The sequence below is a fragment of the Bacteroides sp. ET71 genome, from assembly GCF_023336905.1.
GTDB lineage: Bacteria > Bacteroidota > Bacteroidia > Bacteroidales > Bacteroidaceae > Bacteroides.
This window is the reverse complement of record NZ_JAMBLS010000021.1, coordinates 1-25926: the sequence shown is the minus strand read 5'-3', so window position 1 is coordinate 25926 and position 25926 is coordinate 1. Positions and strand designations below refer to the sequence as shown.

Here is a 25926-nt window from a genome sequence, read left to right as displayed (position 1 = left end):
TACTATTCTAGGAATCGTCGGCAATGATTCTAGGAATCATCGGCAATGATTCTGGGAATCATCGGCAATGATTCTGGGAATCATCGGCAATGATTCCCTATACGGCAACATACCGTTCTGGGAAGGGTATGCGCACGAGCAGGGAAGGGTATATTACCCGACGGCCTCGATGTCGTTTTCCGGGCGGATACTTGTATATGTCCTTCCTATTTTGTTCCTTTGTCTTCGTAAACTAAAAAGAATACAATGAAGATATTCAGTAGCCTGTTTCTAAGCCTGTCGGCTGTGTGCATGCTCACAGCCTGTTCTTCCAAGCCCAAGACCGAAACGGCCGGCGGCGGACTGCATGTGGTGATGAAGACCGATGAGCCCCGGCTGGCCCCCGAACGGATGCCCATGTCGGACGTGACCCACCGTATCCGCTTCGGCGGACGGGAGTATGAAGCCCGCGTGTTCCGCACGGCCGACGAGACCCTGCCCGTGGTGAAGAACCAAGAAGGGCAGGAGTTCATCGACAACTGCGTCCGCCTGCGCGTCTCCACCGGCAACCGCATCATCCTGAACCGCTCCTTTACCAAAGACGATTTCGCCTCGCTGGTCGAAGACCGCCTCCTCAAACACAGCCTCCTCGAAGGCCTGGTCTATGACACCGTCTCAACGGGCGGACTCGTCTTCGCAGCCAGCGTCAGCTACCCACAGTCCGACCTCTATGTCCCCATCCGCCTGGTCGTGACCTTCGACGGGAAAGTCTCGATGCAACGAATCGACCAACTGGAAGACGACAGCAGCCTGCCCGCCGAACCCTGACAGTCGACACCGGAACCACCCCGATTCCAGCCATTTTCCAGAATCACCCCCTTCTTTTGCACCATGAAGATACTGATAGTAGAAGATGAGCGAGACTTGCGCGAGACCATCCGTGCATCGCTCCAGAAAGAACAATTCGTGGTCGAAACAGCCTCCGATTACTTCTCGGCCCTGGACAAAATCAACGACTACGATTACGACTGCATCCTGCTGGACATCATGCTGCCCGGAGGAAGCGGATTGGACCTGCTGCGCGAGCTGAAACACCTGCGGCGCAACGACAGCGTGATAATCATCTCGGCCAAAGACTCCCTGGATGACAAGGTCGACGGACTCGAACTCGGCGCCGACGACTACCTGACCAAACCCTTCCACCTGGCCGAGCTGAACGCCCGCGTCAAGTCACTCATCCGCCGCCGCGTGGCACAAGGCGACCTGACCGTCTCATTGGGCAACCTCACCCTCGACCCCGACAAGCATACCGTCACCGTAGATCACCAGCCCTTGACGCTGAACCGCAAGGAATACGACCTGCTGTACTATTTCGTCGTCAATCCCAACCGAGTCATCAACAAGATGAGCCTGGCCGAATCCGTCTGGGGAGACAACATCGACCAAGCCGATTCGCTGGACTTCATCTATTCGCAAGTGAAAAACCTGCGCAAGAAACTGAAACAAGCAGGAGCTACCGTCGAACTGAAAGCCGTCTATGGCTTCGGCTACAAACTCTCCGAAGTATGAAACTCCTGCACTATACCTACCGCAAACTATCCTTGCTCTTCGTGCTGCTCATGGCAGGGTGGGGCATACTCTTCTACTACGCCGTCATCGACGAAGTGGTGGATGAAACCGACGACACGCTCGAAAACTACGCCTACTTGCTCATCAAAGAAGTGCTGCACGACCCCTCCATCCTCCAGACACAAGGCAACCTCATGTCCGTCTACCGCTTCCGCCCCATCACCGAAGACGAAGGACTGAACTACCGCGAAGTCTTCTACGATTCCCTCAATTACATCGAACTGGAAGGAGAATACGAACCCGTGCGAGCCATGAAGACAGCCTTCCGTATGGCCGACGGCCAGTTCTACGAACTTACCTTGATGATATCTACCATGGAACGCGATGACCTGCGCGAAGCCATGCTCTGGTATCTCAGCATCCTCTTCTTCCTCCTGCTGGTATGCACCTCTATCGGCATCCGGCTGGTCTTGAAAGGCGTGTTCCGTCCGCTTCAACGTTTGCTCGACTGGTTACACCAACTTCAACCCGGGAAACCGGTCCCCCCTCTAGACAATCCCACCCATATACGTGAGTTCCGCCAACTGAGTGATGCTGCCGTGGACATGGCCAACCGCAGTTATAAAGCCTATGAAGAACAGAAACAATTCATCGAAAATGCCTCGCACGAATTGCAGACCCCCCTGGCCATTGTGCGTGGCAAGGTAGAACTGCTGGCCGAGAGCGAAGCCTTGACAGAGCAACAGATGAAAGAACTGGATGCTATTTATACGACCTTAAACCGTGCTGTGAAGCTGAACAAATCCCTTCTTTTGCTTTCTCGCATTGAGAATGGACAGTTCTCCGATGTGGAAGACATATCGGTGGATGAAATCATCGACCATATTCTGCCAGACCTGATGGACATCTATGAACATAAACACGTCCATTTGCTACGACAGCAGTCCGATTCTCCATTTATCATCCAATGCAACCCATCTTTGGCCCAAATCATGCTATCCAATTTAGTAAAGAATGCTCTTTTGCATAATGTGGATGGGGGTGATTTGTGCATCATCACGGCGGAAGATTCTTTATTGATAAAGAACTCAGGGGATACTCCGTTGGACAGAGAGAAACTATTCCGCAGGTTTTATCATTCAGTCAAGGGAAAGAAGGACTCTAACGGACTAGGATTGGCCATTGCCCGCACCATAGCCCAATCTGTTTTATTGGATTTGAGCTATGAATGGCAAAATGGGATGCACGTATTCCGTTTGGTTAAAGGATATAAAATAAATGCGGCCGAGGAATGATTTCCAGTTTTCTTCCAATTTCTATTCCGTATTTTGCCGTCGAATGATAGTTGTTCCTAATTATATATACATATGAGAAAGCTTCTATACCTTTTCATATTAGTGATTGCTGTTTCTCAGTCGGCTTGTGCGGGTGATGTCATTACACACGATGCCAAAAAACTGCCGGCAGCAGCACGAAAGTTCATCAGCTCTTATTTTCCCAATACCCACGTGTCGCATATCAAGATAGAAAGCGAACTGTTTCGGACTGTAAAGTATGAAGTATTGTTGACCGATAGAACAGAAATAGATTTCGATCATGAAGGCTATTGGTTGGAAGTGGATTGCAATGATACACCGGTCCCTGTTGAATTGATACCAGATTATGTGTCCCGTTATTTGAAAAATACATTTCCCGATGCTTATGTTGTGAAGATAGAACGAAAGCACCGGGAAATGGAGGTTGATTTGAACAATGATTGGTCTATAACTTTTAGCGCTGCAGGAGAAGTGATAGAAGTAGATAATTGACATTTATATTTACATGGGATGATAATCTTTGGCCAATCCTCCTTCGCTGGTTTCTTTATAAAGTGAAGGAAGGTCATTACCGGTTTCCTTCATGACTTCTATAACGCGGTCGAATGAAACGCGGTGCATCCCGTCTGTAAATGAGGCATACAAGTTAGCATCTAATGCTCGTGCTGCAGCATATGCGTTGCGTTCAATACAGGGAATTTGCACTAAACCACAGACCGGATCACATGTCATTCCTAAATGGTGTTCCAATCCCATTTCGGCAGCATATTCTATTTGTGCAGGTGTCCCTCCAAATAACTGGTTGGCTGCAGCAGATGCCATTGAACAGGCTACACCAACTTCTGCTTGACATCCGGCTTCGGCACCGGAGATAGAGGCATTGGTCTTGACAACGTTTCCTATGAGACCGGAAGTCGCAAGGGCACGCAGAATACGTATGTCGCTGAAACCACGACTCTTGGCCAGGTGATAAAGTACGGCTGGCATTACACCGCATGAACCGCAGGTTGGAGCTGTAACGATGACTCCTCCTGAAGCATTTTCTTCGCTAACGGCCAATGCGTAAGAAAATACCAGTCCTCTTGATTGTAATGATTGTTTGTATCCGCAGGCTTTGATGTAATACATAGAAGCTTTACGTCGAAGATTGAGTGGACCCGGTAAAACTCCTTCTGCTTCCAATCCTCTTTCCACAGATTTCTGCATTGTTTTCCATACTTCGTTCAGATAGTCCCAAATATCGCTGTCTTCACACTCTTTCACATATTCCCAATAGCTTTTTCCTGTACGTTCACACCACTGTAAGATTTCTGTCATGTGGCTCATCTCATATATTTCAGGTGTATTGATGGAAGAATCGCCATCATTCTCTTCTGCTAAAGCCCCCCCTCCAATGCTGAATACGGTCCATGAGTCAGTGGATTGACCATCTGCGTTTAGTGATTCGAATTTCATTCCGTTAGGATGAAAAGAGAGGAAAATCTTAGGTTCCCAGATGATTTCTACGGGAGCTGTAGGCTGTAACGTTTCAATAATGGCTGTATTAGTCATGTGCCCTTTACCCGTAGCAGCTAAACTTCCATAGAGAGTGACACGAAACGATGTTGCCTCGGGGTGGCGCCCTAGAAAAATTTGTGCAGCCTTGCGCGGACCCATTGTATGGCTGCTAGAGGGCCCGGTACCAATACGATAGAGTTCTTTGATTGATTTCATGACATTTTGTTTAAAGTGATGGTTGTATATTGATTCTTTTGATTAAACATTGAATATGTGTTTTATGTTTGGCTAGTGGGTACGATTTTCTTATAGGTCGACTACTGTAATGCCAGCTCCTCCAAATTGTACATGCTCGTCTGCAAAATTTCGTACCTCTGGGACGGTTTGAAGGTATTGTCGTATGAGGGTACGTAAAATGCCTGTTCCTGTTCCGTGCAAAATACGTACACGGGGTATGCCTACAAGGATGGCATCGTCTATAAAATAGGTTACTGCTTGAAGAGCTTCATCACCACGCATGCCTCGTACGTCAATGTCTTGCTTAAAATGTAGCCTTTTTTCATGCATACTGTCTTGCGTTTGTGTACTGATGAAGGTCGTTGGGGTTGAGAGAGCTGCTGCTTTGGGCTGTGTAGGAGAAAACACGAGTCGTTCTATTGAAACGGTGGTTTTTATGTTTCCGAAAACGGTTATCGCGTTTTTCCCTTTTATCTCCAATACTTGTCCTATAATGTCCTGTCCCTTTAGTTTTACATAACTGCCAGGCATAATATTGGCAGCTTGGTTGTTTTTTGTATTCTCATTAGAAGGTGTTTGGTTAGTGTTCGGAAGAGCCGTCCTTTCCTTTCTTTGCTTGCGGCTTTGTCGTTCGCGCAAGCGTTCCATTTTACGGATAATCTTTTCTTCCTCTTCTTTATGCTCAAGTTCTTCAAGAGATTGCCGGAAATCTTTCAATTCTTGGCGGGCTTGCTTTGTTTTCTCTTTTTCGGCTTGTGATTCTTTAATGGTTCGTATGGTGTTTTCTATGCGGGCATTACTTTCTTGTATTAATTGTTCTGCTTTTTCTTTAGCTTGTCCCAAAATCTCTTTGCGCGATTTTTGCATGTCTTCTATTGTCCGTTGATAATGCTCTATTGTTTCGTTCATTAGTTTCTCCCGTTGCCGGATGGCTTGTCTCTTATTTTCCCAATAACGCTTATCTCGAACAATGTCTTGCAAATATTTATCTGCATTGATATAATCTTGACCCACAATCTCGGCTGCATCAGCTATTACATCTTCAGGCAAACCAATTTTTCTGGCAATTTCTACTGCAAAAGAACTACCGGGATTTCCTATTTGCAATTGAAACAACGCTTGCATCAGATGGCGGTCGTAAAGCATGGCGCCATTAACTACTCCTTCATTATTTTCTGCAAAATGCTTTAGGTTTTGGTAGTGAGTAGTGATAACTCCAAATGCTTTTTTCTGGTTGAAACGTTTTAAAATCGCTTCTGCAATGGCTCCACCTATTTGGGGCTCCGTTCCTCCACCAAATTCATCAATTAAGATAAGGCTTTGCCCGTTGCAATGCTTTATCATTATTTTCATGTTGGTTAAGTGTGAAGAATAGGTGCTTAGGTCGTCTTCTATGGATTGTTCATCTCCAATATCAATAAATATGTTTTCGAAGATTCCAGCATGACTACTCTCATGTATAGGGATAAGCATTCCACATTGCAGCATATATTGGAGTAGTCCGACGGTTTTTAAACAAACAGATTTCCCTCCAGCATTGGGGCCTGATATGATTAAGATACGTTGTCTTTCGTTCAGTTCGATGTCCAACGGAACTACTTTTCTCCCGTGTTTATTTAATGATAATTGTAATAATGGGTGTATGGCCGTTGACCAATCCATTATTTGCTTGTTTTCGATGGATGGTTTTATAGCTTGTATACTTTCAGCAAACAGAGCTTTTGCCCTTATGAAATCTATTTCAGCTAAAAAAGTGTATGACAACAATAATTCTGAAATAAAAGGGCGTATTTGATTTGAGAAATCCGTTAGAATGCGTATAATTTCGCGTCGTTCATCATTTTCTAGTTCACGTATGCGATTATTGGCTTCTACTACTTCTGCAGGTTCTATGAATACGGTTTTTCCGCTGGCAGATTCGTCATGTACGATGCCCTTTATTTTTCGTTTTAATGCTGGTGCTACGGGTATGACCAAACGGCCATCACGCATGGTCGGAGCTACATCTTTGTCTATTATACCATCAGACTGTGCACTTCGCAAGATATAATTCAATGTTTTTGAAATATTTCCTACTATATTACTTAATTCTCGACGGATTTGTGCCAATTGGGGTGATGCATTGTCTTTTATTTTACCATAAGGAGAAAGGATATTATTGATTTGAGCAATAATATTGGGAAATACATTTATGTCGCAAGCTAAACGCCTGAGAAAAGGATAGTGGGAGGCTGTTGTTTCATCATCTTCGTTTTCCTTTAATATGAAATAAACAATATTGCGTATTGTTTCAAGTGAACGTTGTAGATCAAATAACTCTTGTTCATCTAAATACATTCCTTCTATTTTTATCCGCTTTAGTGATGAACGTAAATCGAAAAAGTATTGAGAAGGGAAATTATCATTTTCTTGCAAAATGTGTACAAATTCATTCACTTGTTCTAACCATACTTCTATTTCTTTGTAATTGTTAGAGAAGGCCATATTTTCCACTCGTTCTTCACCGAGTGAACTCAGGCATTTTCCTTTCACTAATAGTTTAATTTGGTCAAAGCCTATTTTTTGTTCGAAATTCTGTGGGTATATCATGCTGCAAAAATACGACTAATTCAGGAAAAATAGATATTTTATTTGCAGAATTAAAAATAAGTTGTACCTTTGCAGCGCTTTTAGAAAATAGAAGGCACGTTCTATAATAACGATGGAGAGATGGTAGAGTGGTCGATTACAGCGGTCTTGAAAACCGCCGTGCTGAGAGGCACCGGGGGTTCGAATCCCTCTCTCTCCGCAACAAACGCTGAAAATCAGCAAATTGCAAAACAAACACCCAGTTTTACACCCAAGAATGTAAAGTCGGGTGTTTTTGTTTTATTTAAGATAATACAACCACTACATAATAAAAGAGTAGCGATATTAAAAGAATCCGATGAGAAAAGACTAATATTTATCTATCCATTCAGTTTGATTTTTCAGGACTTTACATCGTCCTGAAAGTATTTGTTATTGTATTCCAACGTCAGGAGTGGATTATAATACAAGTTTTTTGTGTGGATAGAATTTCGTTTTGCTTAATGTACGAAAGTACTTATCTATAAACGCATGAAATATTAGCACAATGAATCATTGGAAATCAACTTTGGCCGTGATAGGAATAGGCCAACTCATATCTATTTTAACAAGTACGATTGTTGGCTTCTCCATTATTTTTTGGATTAGCAACGAATTTAAATCCCCGACAGCTTTATCTCTGGCTATTTTAGCTGGATTTTTACCACAATTTGTATTAGGCTTGTTTGCCGGGGTCTATGTTGACAGATGGAATCGAAAGAAAACGATGTTTTATTCGGACTTGTTCATCGCGTTCTGTACCCTATGTCTTTTTATTGTGATAACCAAGGGTTATAAAGACCTTTCTTTTTTTTATCTATTGACTGCTTGTCGTTCAATAGGCAGTACGTTTCATGCACCTGCTTTACAGGCAAGCATCCCTCTACTGGTTCCCAAGCACCATCTTGTCAGGGTATCAGGTTTGTACCATTCCATTCAATCCTTCAGTGAGGTGATAGCTCCCGTTGTAGGGGCAAGCCTCGTTGTTTGGCTTCCCATACAGTATATTCTGCTCATAGATGTGATCGGAGCTGTTGCTGCTTGTCTGACCTTACTTTGTGTCCAGATTCCTTCTCTTCAAAAAACGAAAGTTCTTCCAGATTTCAAAAAAGAACTGACGGAATGTTGGCATACCTTGCGGCGTACAATGGGCATTTTGCCTTTATTCGTATGCTTTACGCTGGTGACTTTTGTCCTTATGCCTGTTTTTACGTTATTTCCTTTTATGACGCTTCTGCATTTCAACGGAAACATTTTGCAAATGGGAGTTGTGGAAATGGGTTGGGGCTCAGGGGCATTGTTGGGCGGTTTAGTACTTGCCTGTAAGGCTTTGAAAAGCAAGCAAACATTAGTGATGCATACGGCTTATGTGATATTGGGATTGTATCTGATTAGCGCCAGTTATTTACCATCAAGCGCATTTATAGGTTTTGTTTGCCTAACATTTACAGGAGGCATAGCCTATTCCATTTACCATGCGCTTTTCATCGCTATTATTCAGCAGAACTTGGCTTCGGACATGCTTGGACGGACTTTTTCTCTCATCTTTAGTTTGAGTACCTTTCCATCAATGCTGGGTATCGTAGCTTCAGGATATTGGGTGGAAGCATGGGGTATCACATCCGTCTTTATGATCAGCGGATGGGTTATCTTTCTGATTGGAGTGGGTGCAAATTTTATTTCTTCAATCAAGCAGTTGGATAATTACGCATAGTATTATTTATTAAAGAATTATTATATGACAAAGAAAGAACACACTACGATTACAGAGTTATTTCAAGTTTTGGACTTGTTGGAAAGCCTGGACATGCAGTTTTGGTTGGATGGAGGCTGGGGAGTGGATGTCTTGTACGGACAGCAAACCCGCTTGCATAGAGATATTGACATTGATTTTGATGCCAATTATACAGACCAACTCCTTGATCTTTTGCAGGAGAGAGGATATCAAATTGAAACAAATTGGTTGCCCACCCGTATGGAACTGTATAGCAAAGAATTAGGCTATATTGATATCCATCCTTTTGTCTTGAATGCGGACGGCACTTCCAAACAAGCCGACTTGGATGGAGGCTGGTATGAATTTCAACCGGACTATTTTGGAACAGCAGTCTTTGAAGGCAGAAGCATCCCTTGCATTTCTGCAAAAGGGCAACAAGTATTCCATTCGGGCTACGATTTAAGAGAGAAGGATATTCACGATTTATCTATAATTAAACAATGTATAACAACAATGAGCCTAACAATTAGATAAGAACAAGAAAATGACAGAAAAACAAATTGTCTGGTATATCTTACTTACAGAAGTAAAGATAGACAGTGACACCCAGTCTGTCACATCCCTGAGTGTAGCTCCATTGGCAGTCTTGCCGGAATTCCAGCGTAAGGGAATTGGGGGGGATGTTGATTCAGTAAGCCCATCAGAGGGCAGCACTTTTGGGTTACGGCACAGCAGTCGTATTGGGGCATAAAGAGTATTATCCTCGATTTGGCTATCGCAAGGCTATCGATTTAGGAATTGAATTTCCTTTCGAAGTCTCTCATGAATATTGCATGGTGGCTGAATTAATACCTGGAGCTACTGAGAATGTGAAAGGTATGGTTTGTTATCCAACTGACTTTAAATAGTTTAACAAGTAAAATTCATTATATAACTCGGACTGGGTATTTCAATTTCCCAGTCCGTATTCTGATAGTACTTATTCAATTGGAAGATTGTGTTGCTTCAAGAATGAAAGTTTATCCCAATACCCTCTTTGAAAGACGATTTTGTTATCTTTTACATGAAAAAATCCGCATCCACGAAGTCCAAGAGAGTCTTTCCATTCCATGATAGCCCATTCGCCATCTTCAAAAATATTTTCCACCATACAAACCATTTTAGCAGTGGCAAATTCATTCACAAACATTTTGTAGATTGATTCTTTACCTATTATTGGTTCGTTTGCGACTTGATGATTTACTGCATTAGTAGCATACAGCTCTGCTATATGATAAGCATCTGCTTTGTTAAAGCAATCTATCCATTTTTCCAAAACTTCTTTAGGCTTCATTTTTTATAAATTCTTAGGATTTTGATTCTGTAATAAAAACAATCTGTTTGGATGCATAGATACTTGATTTTATTAATAATAGGCTATTCTATATTCTAAATCCTCTGGATTTTTGCTCTCTCTGCACCGAGTTACGTAGATTCTGCTGTAACTTTTCCCATTGTTCCTTAAACCATTGTACTATGGGTTGTCCGGTTTATGGTCAGCATAAGCTTACCACTATCCATCGGATGTTTCTCAACCCTAAAAATATCATTCTTGATGTCAAATTTCCACCTGTGTTCTTCGGAATAAATTTTGCCACTACATTGTATGGATTCTTTCTTTGTCAAGAGGTTTTCTATCATGTCTTTGGTAAACCCGATAACAGCGCATAATTTTTCCATTCTCAACATCTCTTTGAACATGGGAAACCATTTGTGGGCTTTTTCAAGCAAGGTGCTCAATCGTGATATTTCCTTGTCTTTGGCTTCAAGTTCTTGATTATGTATTCTTTGAAGATTACGAATTTGTCTGCTATGCTGTTCCTGTATTTGTTGTATCTGAATTTTTAATTCATCAGTAGCTTTGTCCCGTTTGGTAATTTCCTGATGTAGCTGCTCGATGTGATGTTCCAGTTCTTTCAGCTTACCGCTTCCGAAAAGAGAACCTACACCGCTTGCTATGGCGGTAGCAGCATTGGTGGCTGTTTTCTTTAGTTTGTCCGTGCGTATCTCTGCTTTTACCTGTTTGAGTTCCTGTTCGGCAAGGCTTACTTGTTGTTCCTTGTGTCGCTTGGTTTCCTCTATACGTTGCAGTTCGGCTTTCTGCTTCTCAATGATGAAATCATTTCGTTCCAGATGCTCTTTACCTGTGACAGCTTTTGCCTGCCCACGTTCCATCAGGAGAATATCGGAAGCCAAGGTCTGCATGATTGCCATATCTTCGTCATTGAGTTTTCGGCTCTTTCCGGTTTCGTGGTTCATCCAGTCGAATACGATATGGGCATGATAGTTCGGCTTGAACCATCTGCTTCCTATTTGAAAACTCTCTTTGTCTTCTGCTTCCGGCTGACCGTTTAGCCAATGTCCTTCGTCTTTGTGCAGGAAAATTTGTAGTGGAGTGATACCCCAGCGTCTTTGGCACTCTTCACCGAATTTGCATACATCAGCCAGTGTGGTGTCCGGTCTGATAAGCAATACTCCTTCACGGATGGGTGAACATCCCGCCACTTTGATAATCCTTCCATTCTTTCCCTTGTGTTCCCTTTCCTTTTCCTGCATGGCACGTCCGGTTTTGTTCTTGACCATTTGCTTGATATTGTCATAATGAGTTCGCAGTTCGGGAGTGCCGAAGTCGGGATTTATCCACTGTTCGTTATCGGTGGAAAGTTCGGGAACGACATAGATTCTGGACTCCCCGATATTACGCATATACTCGGCAGTCCTTCGGTTGTGCGCCTCGCTCGATGCGATTCTGCAAGGCTTGATATGTATGCTTGATTTTGTTGCCATCTTTTCAATTTTTGATTCGGTTTTTGACTAATTTTGTTTGCTGCTTTCCGCTCATAACCGCAAGGGGTTCTTAGGGGTGCAACCCATAAGCGGAGTTTCCAAAGAGAGGGTCACTCTTTGGTCGGGGGTCTCAGGGATGAAACGCCCTGAGTGGGTCATTAGGGCAAAGCCCTAATCCTCTCGGGAGAGCCCACAACTACGTAAGCGAAGCGTGTAGTTATAGTGGGCTATAACCGGAAGCCTTTCGGTTTCTTGGATAATGCCCCATTCCTCTTTCTGACGGATTGCATTTGCTCTTTTCCATCAGCCATGCGCTTCTGCAAATACTCGTTCAGGTCTTTGCATCCGCAGTAGATTTGGGAAGCGTCCCGTATATGCCGGGTGCTGTCGTATTCCTTGCGGATTTGCCGCAAGGCTTCCATTCCTGCACGGTCATTGTCAAAAAAGCAATGAATGCGCTCGTAATTGCCCAACGGATAGAGAGCCTTGTTTACATTCGATACGGAGTTCAATACGATGTAGTCCTGCCCGTCCAATTCCGGATAATTCGGGCAGCTCTCTTGTCTCAATGTCAAAAAGGAGAGGTAGTCCATGAACCCCTCGAACACATAGCAGGTATTCCTCGCTTTTCCCGCCTGTCTGATGTGGGAGATTTCCTTGGGGGCGATGCAGCCCTTGAAATAGGAGTTACGAACCTCAAACCCACCCGAACCGTTAGGGAAGGCAATGGCAAAGTAACGCTTGCCGTTGTGGGTGTAACGGGCTTCACTACATTCTCTTTTTGCCAGCTCCAAATCTATTCCTCTACCTTGTAAGTAGAAAAGCAGGGCAGGAGACGATAGCGGTACTATCTCCAGCTGTTGGAAGCTCGGACCGAAAGAGTCCTGCTTGCCAAAAGAGAAAGATACCGGGTGTACATGCGGTGTCTGTTCCTCTATGCGTTTCAAAAGGTACGGCACACTGTCCGTTGCATAGAGGTGCGAAGCCAGTGCGATGATGTTGCCGCCCTTGCCAAGTGCAAAATCATACCATTGGTTCCGCTCGGTATTCACCTTGAACGATGCTTCGGTTTCTTCCCTGAACGGCGATTTGTACCAAAGATTGATGCCCTGCCGCTTCACCGGGCTATATCCCAAGCTGTGAAGATACTCTTCCAGCCTGATTTGTTTTGCTGTCTGTATATCCATAAATGATTGTCTTTATCGCTTATTGCTTGTTTTTCTTTTCGCCAGTACCTTTTCATATAGGTTACTGGCTGTATAACCACTTCACTTTATTGTCGTATATATAGGATACGGCTTAAAGTGAAGCGGTTTGATGCACTCCTGCAACCACTTCGCTTTATCCTAATATATAGACCCGGAGAATAAAGTGAAGTGATTGCGAGGATTGGGCTAATAGTGGAAATCCGGTTCGTACCTGTACTTTCTGCCGTTTTCCTGCACTATCATCCGCTTGTTCTTTAACACTGTGATGAGTTTGACCAGCTTGTTGTCACTTAACGGAATGCCCACCAAGGCATACGACTCTTTCAGTGCTTTGCCCAGTTCCTTATATCCGTATTCGTCCTGTAACGAGAATGCGGCTTCCAATGCTATCCGGTGCTGTTGCTCGGAAATGTTCTTGCAGGCATCAAACCTTTCACCTTGGGGTCTGCCGGGTGCTTTGGTTTCTGTCTGGTAGTTCTCCATCAGTTCAGGCAATGCCCTGTCATTGATGCGGAAGGCAAACGGCTCGAAGTCCATCGCACGGATATGCATGGCGGAAACCTTGCTTATATCCCCGTTGCTCTTGTCCTTTTCCACAAGAAGGACGGTCTCAGCCTTGTTGTTCAGTTCCGTGCCGATGTATCCCCTCGCGTTCTCATCGCCCTTGTTCTGGTGGAGTATCGTGTGGATATGTATCTGCCTTTCATCCGTCCACTGCATCAGCTTCGATATGATGCGTGCCGATTCGCCGGGGCTGTTGATGTCATATACCATGTCACGGATGCCGTCTATTATCACCAGACCAAGGTTTGGCGTATGGTAGATTGCCTGTTCGACAATCCTGATACGCTGCTCCGGCGTGTACTTCCGCAGGGCAAGGAATTCAAGGTTTTCGTTGTCCCTGTCATCGGGCAGCCCTGCCATGCGCATGATGCGTTCCATCACATTCAGGCAGTGGTGGGGACTTTGCTCCGTATCGACATAAAGTACTTTCCGTTTGGCTTCGGGAAGTTCAGCCGCATACCTGAGCACCGTACCGTTTTTCAATGCCGCCGCCACGATAGCCGACACATTGAATGTCTTCTTGCTTTTGGCCTTGCCGATGGATGCGCTGAAATTTCCCAATGTACCTATTACGGAACCTTTCACACTGAGGATTTCGGGGGCTTTCTCGTATTTTCCCGACAGGCTCAGCCGTGAGGCTTGCCAGAGGATTACCGCCTGTTCGTCCGATATTTCCCGGATGTCTTTCATATAGTCCATAGCGATTCCTCCCCTTACTTGCGTCCGCCTGTTTTCTTCCCTGCCAGTTCAAGGGCAAGTTCCGCGTCCACGATAATCTTGCGCCCTATCTGGGTGATGGCCTTGTCTATCTTCCCGCTTTTCTTTATACGGTTGGCGGTAGGCAGGCTGCACCCGAACAGCTTGGCGATACCGAGTATTCCGTACACATACTTCCTGCTTGTGTCCGTTACGGGCTGCGGCTGCGCTTCCGGCTGACCGGATGCGTGCTTGCTTAACATGATGAACTCTTCGCCTGTCATCTGCCAGACGGGTTTGGATAATAATTCTTGGATATTTGTCATTGTCCAATCTAATTAGTCGTTAAACAATCAGCCCTGCGCACTGGCTGTTATTTCTGTTCTCGAACAATGCAAAATTAGATATGGATACGGGTGGTAAGGATGGGGATGATATAATCCGAATTTCGTTGTATCTTATTGAATATCAGAAAATAAAAATACCACTCAAAAATTAATTTGAGTGGTAAAAGTGGAACTTTCGTAAAGAATCAGGATATATCACGGATTATCTGAATATATGTTCCATTTCCTTGGCGAAATTCTGGTTGCTGTCACTGGGGAAACCAGAAACTGGCTCCTTGTACTTTGACTTGTAGTAGCTGTCATCAATATCCAGCAATTCCAGTATTCCGGCTTTCCATTTGTCCCTGTCCTGTTTGGGGAGCTTTTCGCTCATGAGGAATATCAGATAACATACACGTATCTTTTCTCTCGGTTTGGTTTTCAGTTTGCAGTTGCAGGGTTGCAGGTTCATGTTGGCATAGAAATCCGGTGCGGAAATTTCTTCGAACTGTTCTCCCACACATACTTCATGAATGAGCGAAAGTAATTTCATGCTGAAATATTCAGGCAATCTGGCAGTCGTAGCCGTAGCCGATGCGGTTGCCGTATCAGTTTCCGGCTGGCTGTCTGTACGGTTCTGCTCGTCTGCTTCGTTCGGCTTGCTTTCTTCATCCGGTACATATTTGGTCAGGATGCCCATGAAGTGTACGCTAAGCAGGTAGATGTCATCGCAATGGTTTTTCATGTATTGCCGGGCTTCTTTCCGGAGAAGGGTTTGCTGCTCATAAAGATGGTCCAGCTGGGCTTTCTCCTTTTCATATTCAGCCTTGCAACGCTCATATTCTCTTTCCGCCAGCTTTTCCTCTTCGGGTGTATGCTCTCGGTAGCCGATGGAATCATAGCGGTTGTTGGCTTCGTTCATCGGTTTGCGCAGCCTGTTCACCACTTCCATCTTTTCCCTGATGGCTTCCTTGTAGCTGTCTGCGTATTGGTTGCATACACGCATAATCACCTCATCATGGGGAAGGCTGTAAGCTTCATAAAGCCGTGTGTATTCTCTGACTTCCTTTTTCAGGCTTTTCAGCAGTAGGGTACATGGCTCTGGCGGTGTATGAAGTACCAGTTCAAGGATAGCTTGTTCAAAAGCTGTTATGTCGTTCCATTCCGAGTAGAAATCAACGGTGAATTTCTGCTTTTCAAAAGAGAAAGTATGGCTTACAATCCAGTCTTTGCAGATTCTGTTCAGCTCCCCGTATTGAGGAATGAGGGTTGTTATCGTTTTCTGCATGGCATACTCTTATTATTGGGGGGCTTTGTCAAGGAAAGAAGCCAGTTCTTCTTCCACTTCTTCCACGCTGGGCAACGCTGATTTCAATTTCTCGGGAATCGCCTTGCTCAATTGGTAATCGCTGATGCCGATGGGCTGGTCATAGCCGGAAAGAGCATACTGGGCAACCACTTCGTCCTTCCCTCTGCACAACAAAAGACCGATGGTCTTGTTGTCGTGTTCCCCTCTCAACTTATCATCCACCACGTTGATGTAAAAGTTGAGTTGTCCGGCATATTCCGGCTTGAAAGGAGTGGCTTTCAATTCTATGACAATATATGCGTGCAACGGAATGGAATATAGAATCAAGTCGGCAAAGAAATCGCTGTTTCCTACTTGGAAGTGCTTCTGCCGGGCAACGAAGGCAAAACCGTTGCCCATTTCCAACAGGTAGCGGGTAACGTGTTTCACCAGCTGTTCTTCAATATCCCTTTCGTCTGCTTTTTCTTTGGCTCCTGCCAAATCAAAGATGTACGGGTCTTTGAGTAGATAATTGGCAAGGTCGCTTTGTGGAGCCGGAAGTGTGGTCGTGAAATTGTTAACCTTGTTGTTGCTGATTTGTCGGCTATACAAATCACTGTCAATCTGTAATTTCAATACATTGCTGCTCCATCCCATTTCTATGGACTGCTTCATGTACCAGTAGCTTAGACCTAAAGGTAGCGAACTATCAAGTATAGTCATTTGGCTTGTCCAGTTTATTTTGGCTATAGGAGAGGTCAAGAAAACTTCTTCTATTTCCCTGATTCCCATCCTGTAAATGGCAGAAACGGTTTTTCCCACATCTTCAATTTGCGCAGGAACCTCCTGTGTAATTGTTAATATCTGACAATCAATAGATTGTATTTGCGCAGTAAGTTCCTGCGTAAATTGCTTGTCATTCAGTTTCAATACTTCATTGGTCACACTCTGTATGGTCGGGACAGACAGTCTTGCATCCGTTTCTATGAAACTTTGCAACGCTCTTAAAGGATATGCTTTTGCAAACTGACACATATAGGTAAGGTTACGTTCCGAATAGCCTTTCTTTTCAGGGTAATGCAGTCGGATAGCCTTTGCCAACTGCTTGATGATTTTGCTTCCCCATCCGTGCAGCTGCTGGTGATAAAGGATGTAATTGCCTACCTTCCAGTAATGGAACAGCATTTGTGCATTGGCTGCAACAATCAGCCTTACTTGTGCCTGTTCTATTTCTGAACCGACCGCTTGAATGAATGCATCAAAATTCGTTTTTTCTATGTTGGATTCCTTGTTGCTCATATTGTGATGATAATTTCTACAAATATAGTCATTGGCAACTATCTATGAAACTGTTTGATACTTTTATAGTTGATTAAATTTGTTCATGGCGTTTGCCTTAATATCATCCGCTATGTCAATGTAGGGTTTCATAGCCTTGTAGTCGCTGTGTCCCGTCCATTTCATAACCACCTGTGCAGGGATTCCGAGAGCCAGCGCATTGCAGATGAAAGTCCTTCTTCCGGCATGGGTGCTTAATAATGCGTACTTGGGTGTGACTTCATCAATACGTTCATTTCCCTTGTAGTAGGTTTCCCGTACAGGCTCGTTGATTTCTGCCAGTTCGCCCAGCTCTTTCAGGTAATCGTTCATCTTCTGGTTGCTGATGACGGGCAGAGCCATGTAATTCTCGAAATGGATGTCCTTGTATTTGTCCAGTATGGCTTTGCTGTATTTGTTCAGTTCAATCGTTAGACTGTCGGCAGTCTTGACTGTGGTTATTTCGATGTGGTCAGACTTCACATCGCTTCTTTTCAGATTGCGAACATCCGAATACCGCAAACTCGTAAAGCAGCAGAACAGGAAAACATCACGCACACGTTCCAGGTATTGCTTATCCTTGGGTATCTGGTAGTCTTTCAGCTTGTTCAGTTCATCCCAAGTCAGGAAGATTACTTTTTTCGAGGTGGTTTTCAGTTTCGGTTTGAATGTATCGTATGCAATGTTCTGATGATGTCCTTTCTTGAAACTCCAGCGCAGGAACCATTTGAGGAATCCCATTTGCTTGCCGATGGTGCTGTTTCTCATATCCTTGGTATCACGCAGGAAGTTGACGTATTCGTTCAATCCAAACTCGTCGAAATAGTTGAACGTTGCATCCTCCTTGAACTCTTTGAGGTGGTTCCTCACTGCTGCAAATTTCTCATAGGTGGATGCCGTCCAGTTATTCTGGTTACCGCACTCTTTTACAAACTCATCGAATATCTCCCAAAAGCTGACAGGGGCTTCTTCCGGCTGTTCTTCGCTGGTGTCTTTCATTCTCATGTTGAAAGCTTCCTTCAACTGTTGGGTCGTTGGCATGACCTCCTGCACCTCAAATTCCTTGAAAATATTCTGGATTTCTGCATAGTATTTCAGCAAGTCCGTATTGATTTCGGCTGCACTCTGCTTTAGCTTGTTGGTACATCCGTTCTTTACCCGCTGCTTGCCTGCATCCCATTTGGCTACGTCAATCCGGTAGCCCGTTGTAAACTCGATGCGTTGGCTGGCAAAGATGACACGCATACGGATGGGTACGTTCTCTACGATTGGCACACCGTTCTTTTTCCGGCTCTCCAATGCAAAAATGATGTTGCGCTTGATATTCATAATTGGGTGCGTTTGAAATTCTACACCCAAATATACACCCAATTATTGAGATAGCAAAAGACATTTAGAAACATTTAGTTTTACTCTATGTTGTAATTTACACTTGATTATCAGTTGTTTGCGGTTTTATGATATTCTGTGAAAGTATAAGTTCGAGAGCCTCTCTCTCCGCTGAAACCTAAGACATTAGGTAGTCAAATTAAGACAAGTCCCGTAAAATCAACGTTTTACGGGACTTTTTCTATTTATCCGGTGGACAACCGAAAGACATTCAAATGCCCACTTCAGACAAAGTTCCGTTACTAAATCGTTACTAAAAAATAGCCTATAAAAATAGTAACGATTTTCGATGTAAGTTATTGATTTGTAGCTCATTGACGTTCAAATGTCTGCTTGTAACCCAATTATTAATTATTCCTTTGCAGAGGGAAGTCATTACACCCACTGTAACGGAGATAAATTAAAAAAGGATATGAGTAAGAGTACATTTAAGATTTTGTTCTATCTAAGAAAAAATCAGGTAAACAAGGACGGAACAGTTTGTATTATGATTCGTCTGTCACTTAATGGTGAAATCTCACAGTTCAGTTCTAAACTGAGCGTGAAGCCGGATGCCTGGGATACAGTTTTGGGCAAGGCGAAAGGAAATACACAGAAAGCCCGCCAGTTGAATGAAACATTGGAGGACATCCGTGCTTCGCTGAAAAACCACTACCGGGATATTGAAGTGCATGAGTCATTCGTAACGGTAGAAAAAATACGCAATGCGTTTTTGGGAATAACGGCGAAACAAAGAACACTGCTGGAACTTTTCAAGAAACACAATGAGGATGCAAGAAAACTGGTCGGCATCAGCAAGACGCCTGTCACCCTCGCGAAGTATGACCGCTGCTACCGAAGGCTGGAGGAATTTATGAAAGTGAAATACAATATTTCGGATATATCACTGAAGGAAATCGGCCACATGTTCATTACGGACTTCGAGAACTATCTGAGAACGGAAAGCAAATGCAATGAGAATACTACGGCAAAATTCATGCAGACGTTCAAGATGATTGTAATCATCGCCAAAAACAACGGTTGGATTTATACTGACCCGTTTTCAAATTATAAAATCAGACTGAAACGTGTGGACAGAGGTTATCTGACGGATGCGGAACTGCAAAAGATAATGAAGAAGAAGTTTCCGACTAAAAGACTGGAACAGGTACGGGACGTGTTCCTGTTCTCCTGTTACACGGGATTGTCATATGTGGACGTGAAGGAACTGAAGGCAAGCGACATCAGAATCTCGTTTGATGGGAAGCCGTGGATCATGACGCACCGTCATAAGACAGATACTCCGGTAAACGTACCGCTGCTGAAGATACCGCAGGCGATACTCCAGAAATATGAAGGTCAGCTCCCCAAAGGTCAGTTGCTGCCTGTGCTGAGCAATCAAAAACTTAATTCTTACTTAAAAGAGATTGCGGATTTGTGCGGTATAAATAAAAATATTACCTTCCACCTGGCACGTCACACGTTTGCTACGACCACCACTCTGGCTAAAGGCGTGCCGATTGAAACGGTGTCGAAAATGCTGGGGCATACGAACATTGAAACGACGCAAATCTATGCCCGCATAACCAATGAGAAGATAAGAAAGGATATGGAGGTCCTTGCGGGAAAACTGGATGCCATGTTATGACCTCCATACTGAAATTCCATATATAATAATGTATAAAAGCAACTATTATGGTGAAATTTGGCAATTTTGAAGTGGAATATAACCGCAATGCACCTGATAAGGTGAGCGTAAGGATAGAAACGGACGACAAGGGCGAGGTATGGTTGCCGAAATGCGACATCGCACGGGCGTATGGCGTGTTTGTACAGTCGGTAAACGCAGGACTGAAATCCCTTGCAAAAACCGGGGATTTTGACGAATACACGGATGTACGGGTGGAACATTTTGTCTATAACGGAAAGAATTGCAGCACCGACCTTTACGGGTTGAAGACTATCGTCGCACTGGGATTCCGCATGAAGGGACTGAAATGCGAGGCATTCAGGAAGTGGGCTGCAAGACGGCTGGCAGAATCATTTGAAAAGAAGAAAAGTACGGTGATTCTCTGCATGAGCGGCGAAAAGAGAAACAACTGGAACTGAAAGCCGCAGGATATGGCGGATATACGTGTCGGGATAGTCTCCCCTGTTCGGGAGGCTGTCCCGACACGTGTTTTACATACGTTAAAAAATACAAAACCGCAAACGTAATTATCCGTAAACCGATAATAATGTGTAACTTAAGTCCCTCTTAATCCTGTAATTAAAGACAGAAACGGTATGGTGGAAGAATTTGACCTGCTTGAAGAGGTGGAAGTGCAGTTCTGCGATGAGGAATGCACGGAGTCGGTATGGCACGGAGTGAAATACAGCGAGAGCCTGTTCTGCAGGGAGAAACCGAAGTCGGAACTGACGGTAGTCATCAGAGAGGAAGGCATGATGTACTTCCTGACTGCGGACATAAAGGAGTTTGCCGGCCTGTGCCGGAAACACGGGTGGTACATCGTCTCGCACCAGCGGTTCAGCGAGGCGATGGAAATCGGCATGTGCCTGATGGAAGCCGGGAAACATGCGGGATGGTATTCGCTGGGCAGGTCGAAGGAATGGAATGCCATGATGAGGGATGTGCTGAACTTTACGTTTGAAAGGGAGAAGAAAATGGACTTCTACCCGTACGAAACGATGTTCAAGGGAGAAGTTCTTATAGACGGATGCAGGTGTCACTACCTGCATGACTATTACCCAACGAAGATTGAAAAGACGGATACACACCAAAAACGGGTAAGCAACCTGATATTCCGTTTTAAGGAAGGAGGACACTGCGGCGAACTGGTCGCACGGATACTGGCACTGTGTCTGAAACATGCGGGATTCAACGGAACGAAGGAAGATACGGTACTGATACCTATACCTGCATCGACAAGGGAAAGACAGCGGAAACGCTTTCCGGTGGTATGCTACTACCTGTCGGAATGGTTAGGCATTGCGGACGGTTTCAAGGCCATCTGGATAGAGGAAGACCGCGAGCAACTGAAAGGAAAGGGAAAAGATAAGGACATACTGCGGAACCTGCAATTCACACGGCGGTATATCAGAGGAAAGAATGTTGTCCTGCTGGATGATGTACTCACGACTGGGGAGAGCTTCAGGCAACTGCAACGAAAGATGAAACAACTGGGGGCATTGTCGGTTATCGGGGTGTTTCTGGGGAAGACGGTATGAAATTTACTATCTATCGGCAAATATTTCTATATGTGGCATTTTCAAATGCAATACGGAATATATATTTGTATATACTATATTAATATGATTATATAATGGGACACAATGAAACTCAAAAAAAGGAAGAGACTAATATTGCATATATGTTAAGCGAATATTTGTCTATACCATTTGAACAGTTCAATGTAGAACGAGAAGAACCGGATTGTGAGTTTTGTTTTAACGGGAAGAATATAGGTGTTGAATTTGTCAGTATTCGTCCTTATAAGAATATATCCGGGACAGCAAAATCTGTAATTGAAAAAGAAATAAGGAAGCTGATTTATGATTTGTTGGTTGAGAATGATTTGTATGATGTGGCATTCAGAATAATATTAAATTATGACATGTACTTTTGTCCTCAAAATATTAAAAAGATTAGACCTAAATTGATTTATGAAATTAATGAAGCGATAAATCTAGTCCTTAAAGACCCTGTTTATTTAGCTAAGACAAATGACCTGACATATTCTGGTATAAAATCAATAGAATATAATGGTGAACTGTTTAATACAATTGATATTACTTATTATAAGAATGCCAATTGGAAAAATGATAAAAAAATGATTGATCCAAATACAGGGAGATACTCACCGATAATCTATTTTACATTAGGAGGTATGCGTATTCCTGTACCGATTAATTATGTGACAGAGGCTATTGAAATGAAGGAAGAAAAATATAATAAATATATAAATAATATGTCTCCTGTTTTTGATGAATGTTGGCTGTGCATATATATTCAAGAGGAAGAACATCTGTTTTCAATTGCCGGTTTAGAATTACCTCGTGATTTTCAGACAAATTATTCACGTGTATTTATTGTTCAAGAAAGCAATCTGTTTCCTCGTGTCTATGAACTTAAAAAGTAGTTTATAATTTGTCTAACCTCATAAGATCAGTCCTATAATAATTAGTGTATAATTTATTTCGCATTATGAGTATATTCTAAAATACGCCATAATGATAAGGCGGCTTCATCCGTGCTTTAGTGCCGGATGGAGCCGCTTTTTTTGTGCCCGTATGCGGGGAAAACGGGGATTATGGAAGAAAAATAAGGAAAATCATTCCCTACTATGGAAATACTATGGATTGTGCCTGCGTGGAGTTGCGCACCTTTGCAGCGTAACCAATACGGAAGGATATGGAAATAATAACGATGGACAATGAGGTCGTGAAGACGATGATGGAGAAGATAGACCGCATAGCGGACTATGTTTTCAAGAAAGACAACGTGCCGAAGGAGGAAGCGGAAATCCTGCTGACGAGCGAGGAGGCGGCGGACCTGCTGAAAATCAGCACGAGGACACTGCAACGGATGCGAAAGGACAAGACTATTCCCTACATGATGGTGAGAAGCAAGTGCCGGTACAGACTGACGGATCTGGAGGAATGCGTGAGACGGAAAATCGTACACTGCAATCCCAAGACGCTGGAGGAGTTCAAGCATAACTACCTGATGACAAGAAAGGAGGCGGATGATGGAAGGGATTGGTAAGGAAATGTTCGAGGAATGGATGCAGCGCCTCATGGAACGGATTGACCGGCTGGACAGCATCATATCGGTACTGATAAACAAGGAAGCGGCGGGCGTGAAGTACATGGACGGAGAACGGCTGTATGACAATCAGGACCTGTGCGAGATGCTGAGAACGAGCAAACGGTCGCTACAGCGGTTCCGCAGCGAATACGGACTGCGCTACCAGAAAATCAGCCGCAAGACCTACTACAAGGAATCGGACGTACTGGAGTTTATCAGCCGGAACATGGAAGAGGTGACGCTGGACGGCAAAAAGGTGCTGAAAGTGAAGGAAGGAACGGGAAAGAAAGCTCCGGGCAAAACGGCGAAAGGGAAAAAAGGAGGCAGAAGGAATACCGGGACTGACAAACGCACGTGAAACGTAGGCGAAAAGAAAAATCAGTAATGAATGGTGACCGGATGTAAACGGAAAGCTGAGGGCGAGCCTGATGCAAACCGGGACTGAAAGGTGAACGGGAAACCGGAACGAAAAGATAAACAGACCTGCACGGGAATACCGGCGGGACTATCATCAAACAATAAAAAAATCAATCAATGGAACAGAAAAAGAAAAAGCAAGAGGATGTACTGGTCGTCCGCGACGAGAAGACGGGCGAAATCAGTGTGGTTGCCGGACTGGATGCCAGGGGCTATCCCAAGAGGGCACAGGCAAAGGCGGAACACTCGCAGGAGTTTTTGCGCTTTGACCGCCACGGGGATGCGATAGACAATTTCATGAGAAATTTCTACCGCCAGTGTAAGGAGCCGACACGATTCGGTTTCTACAGGGTGGCAGCGGACACGGTGGAAGCTCTGCTTCCGGTTATCAAGGACCTGCTGAAAGACCCTGTGGCGAACGCTGACCTGCTCGCACCGCACAAAGTGGATACATCGGCGTACCAGCAGACTGAGGAACAGCAGACTACGGAAGAGGTGAAAAAAGAAAATGCCGAAACGGAGACTGAGGAACAGCAGACTACGGAAGAGGTGAAAAAAGAAAATACTGAAACGGAGACTGAGGAACAGCAGACTACGGAGGAGGCGAAAAAAGAAAATGCCGAAACGGAGACTGAGGAACAGCAGACTACGGAAGAGGTGAAAAGAGAAAATGCCGAAACGGAGACTGAGGAACAGCAGGTCGCGGAAGAGGTGAAAAGAGAAAATGCCGAAACGGAGACTGAGGAACAGCAGGCTGCGGAGGAGGTGAAAAGAGAAAATGCCGAAACGGAGGCTGAGGAACAGCAGGCTGCGGAGGAGGCGAAAAGAGAAAATACGGAAGAAAACAATGTGGAACAGAAAACAGACGAGAAAATGGAAGAAATGAAACAGAAAAATCAGGAACAGCAGCCGCAGGCGGCGGAAACGCAGACGGCACAGGGACAGCAGCCCGCACAGGAGGGACAAGCGCAGGCAAAACCGGAGAAACCGAACCTGATTGCGGACAGCGATGTGGACTGGAAGGAACTGGAACAGTTCGGTGTGAAAAGGGAAAACCTGTCTGAAAAGGACATGAAAGCCCTGATGAACTACGGGAAGACAAGGCTGGTGACGGTGGAACCGGTGCTGGGCGGAGAACGCTACGAGCTGCAAGCCCGACTCTCGTTGCAGAAAGCGGAGGACGGAAAGCTGAAACTTACCCCCCACTTCGTACGCCATGAGCCGAGACTCGACGTGCCATACAACGGCTATACATTCACGGATGAGGACAAGCAGGCACTGAAACAGACGGGTAACCTGGGCAAGCTGGTGAACGTTGCCGATACGAAGACCGGAGAGATGCGCCTGGCGTATGTCAGCATCGACCGACTGACGAATGAGATAGTGGACGTACCGACGAACAAGGTGCGCATCCCGAACCGGATCGGACTGACGGAACTGTCGAAGGCGGAACAGGAAATCCTGCGTGCAGGACTGGCACTGCCCAAGGAGGTGACACTGAAGAACGGGCGCAAGTTTGAAGCCGTGTTGCAAGTGAGTGCGGAGAAGCGTGATGTGGAGTTTGTGCCGGAGCATCTGTGGCAGGGACAGTCGCAGCGAAGCGGAAACGGACAGGAGAAGAAACAGAAGAGCCCGGAAGCCCCGGATGCTACCGGACAGCAGCAGAAGGAAGACGGTAATCAGGAGAACGGACAAAGGCGTAACCGCTCGTGGACGAACGAGGACGGAAGCATATGTCCGATAGGCAAATGGAAGGACGACAAATTTACGGAACAGCAGAAGGCGGACTATGTGGCGGGCAAGGTCGTGGTACTTGCCAACGCAAAGGACGACCAGGGACAGCCCTGCACAAAATACCTGAAGTTCGACCGTGAGAAAGGCAGACCGCTGACCTATTCGGAAAACCCTGACCTGGCACAGACCGTTGCCCCGTCGAACGAGAGCCGCACGCAACTCGCCGTGAACAACGAGGGCAAGACCAACGAGGCGACCAAGCACCTGAAGGAGCCGCTCACGCAGGGACAGACCGCCCCGAAGGACGACGCCCAGAAACAACAGCAGGAAAAACCGAAGAAAAGCAAAGGCATGAAGGTATCCTGAGTGCCGCCACTGAATCCATTACAAGAGAATAAGCAACGGATTGAAACGGGGTGGAAAAGCCACGCGACTTTGACCCTTTTGGCCAAG

Annotated in this window: 22 protein-coding genes, 1 tRNA gene and 1 pseudogene; 14 read left to right on the top strand and 10 right to left on the bottom strand. The window is 44.8% G+C overall.

Going from position 1 to position 25926, the window contains the following annotated elements; all coding sequences use genetic code 11:
- The first annotated feature begins 246 nt into the window (after positions 1-246).
- The 4 genes from M3090_RS10925 (at position 247) to M3090_RS10910 (ending at position 3356) form a co-directional block, all read left to right on the top strand.
- A complete protein-coding gene (locus tag M3090_RS10925; protein WP_249056174.1) occupies positions 247-807 on the top strand; it encodes a DUF4738 domain-containing protein in 561 nt (186 codons plus the stop codon).
- Positions 808-870: 63 nt separating this feature from the next.
- Entirely contained in the window at positions 871-1548 is a 678-nt protein-coding gene (locus M3090_RS10920; protein WP_249056172.1) for a response regulator transcription factor, read from the top strand.
- The gene (locus M3090_RS10915; RefSeq protein WP_249056170.1) at positions 1545-2843 is read left to right on the top strand and encodes a sensor histidine kinase; all 1299 of its coding nucleotides are present in this window, start codon (positions 1545-1547) and stop codon (positions 2841-2843) included. Before M3090_RS10920 ends, M3090_RS10915 begins: the two co-directional genes overlap by 4 nt.
- Positions 2844-2915: 72 nt before the next feature.
- Entirely contained in the window at positions 2916-3356 is a 441-nt protein-coding gene (locus M3090_RS10910) for a PepSY-like domain-containing protein (protein ID WP_249056167.1), read from the top strand.
- Between the two features lie 9 nt (positions 3357-3365).
- Here M3090_RS10910 and M3090_RS10905 read toward each other — a convergent pair whose 3' ends face one another.
- Entirely contained in the window at positions 3366-4577 is a 1212-nt protein-coding gene (locus M3090_RS10905) for an L-serine ammonia-lyase (RefSeq protein WP_249056165.1), read from the bottom strand.
- A gap of 90 nt (positions 4578-4667) precedes the next feature.
- Positions 4668-7187: an endonuclease MutS2 gene (locus tag M3090_RS10900; protein WP_249056162.1), complete on the bottom strand. Its 2520-nt coding sequence runs from the start codon at positions 7185-7187 to the stop codon at positions 4668-4670.
- A gap of 114 nt (positions 7188-7301) precedes the next feature.
- Here M3090_RS10900 and M3090_RS10895 point away from each other — a divergent pair.
- From M3090_RS10895 to lnu(AN2), 3 genes are all read left to right on the top strand, one after another.
- Positions 7302-7386, top strand: a tRNA-Ser gene (locus M3090_RS10895).
- A 327-nt stretch (positions 7387-7713) separates the two neighbouring features.
- Positions 7714-8919 carry a macrolide efflux MFS transporter Mef(En2) gene (gene mef(En2) / locus M3090_RS10890; protein WP_005786079.1) on the top strand — a complete coding sequence of 402 codons (1206 nt, stop codon included), beginning with the start codon at positions 7714-7716 and terminating at the stop codon, positions 8917-8919.
- 24 nt (positions 8920-8943) lie between these two features.
- Entirely contained in the window at positions 8944-9456 is a 513-nt protein-coding gene (gene lnu(AN2), locus M3090_RS10885; RefSeq protein WP_009038171.1) for a lincosamide nucleotidyltransferase Lnu(AN2), read from the top strand.
- Between the two features lie 445 nt (positions 9457-9901).
- On the opposite strand, the gene M3090_RS10880 is transcribed toward lnu(AN2), so the two are convergent.
- From M3090_RS10880 to M3090_RS10845, 8 genes and pseudogenes are all read right to left on the bottom strand, one after another.
- Positions 9902-10255 (bottom strand): nuclear transport factor 2 family protein, encoded by a 354-nt coding sequence (locus M3090_RS10880; RefSeq protein ID WP_004308780.1) that lies wholly within the window; start codon positions 10253-10255, stop codon positions 9902-9904.
- An 88-nt stretch (positions 10256-10343) separates the two neighbouring features.
- Positions 10344-11748: pseudogene (locus M3090_RS10875) on the bottom strand (mobilization protein).
- Between the two features lie 227 nt (positions 11749-11975).
- Complete coding sequence (locus tag M3090_RS10870; protein ID WP_249056160.1) at positions 11976-12935, bottom strand: toprim domain-containing protein; 960 nt, start codon at positions 12933-12935, stop codon at positions 11976-11978.
- A gap of 207 nt (positions 12936-13142) precedes the next feature.
- A complete protein-coding gene (locus tag M3090_RS10865; RefSeq protein ID WP_249056159.1) occupies positions 13143-14219 on the bottom strand; it encodes an AAA family ATPase in 1077 nt (358 codons plus the stop codon).
- Between the two features lie 14 nt (positions 14220-14233).
- Positions 14234-14542, bottom strand: a complete 309-nt coding sequence (locus M3090_RS10860; RefSeq protein WP_249056157.1) for a DUF3853 family protein — start codon at positions 14540-14542, stop codon at positions 14234-14236.
- 223 nt (positions 14543-14765) lie between these two features.
- On the bottom strand, positions 14766-15830 hold the full coding sequence (locus M3090_RS10855) for a hypothetical protein (protein WP_249056155.1): 1065 nt from the start codon (positions 15828-15830) through the stop codon (positions 14766-14768).
- Positions 15831-15842: 12 nt separating this feature from the next.
- Positions 15843-17129 carry a YhcG family protein gene (locus tag M3090_RS10850; protein ID WP_117971869.1) on the bottom strand — a complete coding sequence of 429 codons (1287 nt, stop codon included), beginning with the start codon at positions 17127-17129 and terminating at the stop codon, positions 15843-15845.
- A 63-nt stretch (positions 17130-17192) separates the two neighbouring features.
- A complete protein-coding gene (locus M3090_RS10845) occupies positions 17193-18476 on the bottom strand; it encodes a site-specific integrase (protein WP_119215724.1) in 1284 nt (427 codons plus the stop codon).
- A gap of 472 nt (positions 18477-18948) precedes the next feature.
- Between M3090_RS10845 and M3090_RS10840 the strand changes: the two genes are divergently transcribed.
- The 7 genes from M3090_RS10840 (at position 18949) to M3090_RS10810 (ending at position 25839) form a co-directional block, all read left to right on the top strand.
- Positions 18949-20163: a site-specific integrase gene (locus M3090_RS10840; protein WP_249056152.1), complete on the top strand. Its 1215-nt coding sequence runs from the start codon at positions 18949-18951 to the stop codon at positions 20161-20163.
- 47 nt (positions 20164-20210) lie between these two features.
- Positions 20211-20624 carry a hypothetical protein gene (locus tag M3090_RS10835; RefSeq protein WP_235340786.1) on the top strand — a complete coding sequence of 138 codons (414 nt, stop codon included), beginning with the start codon at positions 20211-20213 and terminating at the stop codon, positions 20622-20624.
- Positions 20625-20801: 177 nt separating this feature from the next.
- Positions 20802-21743: a ComF family protein gene (locus M3090_RS10830; RefSeq protein ID WP_249056141.1), complete on the top strand. Its 942-nt coding sequence runs from the start codon at positions 20802-20804 to the stop codon at positions 21741-21743.
- Between the two features lie 95 nt (positions 21744-21838).
- Positions 21839-22654, top strand: coding sequence for a hypothetical protein (locus M3090_RS10825; protein ID WP_249056138.1), 816 nt, complete (start codon positions 21839-21841; stop codon positions 22652-22654).
- Between the two features lie 272 nt (positions 22655-22926).
- On the top strand, positions 22927-23280 hold the full coding sequence (locus tag M3090_RS10820) for a helix-turn-helix domain-containing protein (protein WP_018709308.1): 354 nt from the start codon (positions 22927-22929) through the stop codon (positions 23278-23280).
- A complete protein-coding gene (locus tag M3090_RS10815; protein ID WP_317239243.1) occupies positions 23264-23680 on the top strand; it encodes a helix-turn-helix domain-containing protein in 417 nt (138 codons plus the stop codon). The genes M3090_RS10820 and M3090_RS10815 overlap by 17 nt, the downstream gene beginning before the upstream one ends.
- Positions 23681-23856: 176 nt before the next feature.
- Entirely contained in the window at positions 23857-25839 is a 1983-nt protein-coding gene (locus M3090_RS10810; RefSeq protein ID WP_249056134.1) for a DUF4099 domain-containing protein, read from the top strand.
- The last annotated feature ends 87 nt before the right edge of the window (positions 25840-25926 follow it).